Source organism: Ciceribacter ferrooxidans, assembly GCF_004137355.1.
GTDB lineage: Bacteria > Pseudomonadota > Alphaproteobacteria > Rhizobiales > Rhizobiaceae > Allorhizobium > Allorhizobium ferrooxidans.
In genome coordinates, this window is record NZ_SDVB01000371.1 from 1 (window position 1) to 815 (window position 815).

Annotated in this window: 1 protein-coding gene; it reads right to left on the reverse strand. The window is 62.3% G+C overall.

From position 1 onward, the window contains the following. Positions 1 to 2 precede the first annotated feature (2 nt). Positions 3 to 815: formyltetrahydrofolate deformylase (gene purU / locus EUU22_RS22260; protein ID WP_129334167.1), on the reverse strand; the 813-nt coding region annotated here is incomplete at its 5' end.

An 815-nucleotide genomic window follows, 5' to 3' on the forward strand; every position in this document is an offset into this window, starting at 1 on the left:
GCTCAGCCCATTCGCTCCGACGCATAGCTCCCCGGGGAAGCGGGGAAGACGACGGTGCGGTTGCCGTTGATGAAGGTGCGGTGATGGATATGGGCGTGGATGGCGCGGGCCAGCACCTGGCTCTCGACGTCACGGCCGATCGAGACGTAGTCCTCGGCCGACTGCGCATGGGTGATGCGGGCGACGTCCTGCTCGATGATCGGGCCTTCGTCGAGATCGGCGGTGACATAGTGGGCGGTCGCCCCGATCAGCTTCACGCCGCGCTCGAAGGCCTGCTTGTAGGGGTTGGCACCCTTGAAGCTCGGCAGGAACGAGTGGTGGATGTTGATGATCTTGCCCGACATCTTCTTGCAGAGACTGTCGGAAAGGACCTGCATGTATCGGGCGAGCACGATGAGTTCGGTGCCGGTCTGCTCGACGAGGTCCAGCAACTGCTTCTCGGCCTGCGGCTTGTTCTCCTTGGTCACCTTGATGTGGTGGAAGGGGATGTCGTGGTTGACGACGACCTTCTGGTAGTCGAAGTGGTTGGAGACGACGCCGACGATGTCGATCGGCAGCGCGCCGATCTTCCAGCGGTAGAGCAGGTCGTTGAGGCAGTGGCCGAAGCGGGAGACCATCAGCAGCACCTTCATGCGCTCGCTGGCGTCGTGCATGTCCCAATCCATGCCGAAGGTCTCGGCGATCGCGCCGAAATCTGCGACGAGCGCTTCGCGCGTGGCACCCTCTTCCGAAATGAAGCTGACCCGCATGAAGAACTTGCCGGTGTCGAGATCGTCGAACTGCGAGGAGTCGACGATGTTGCAGCCCTTTCCGGC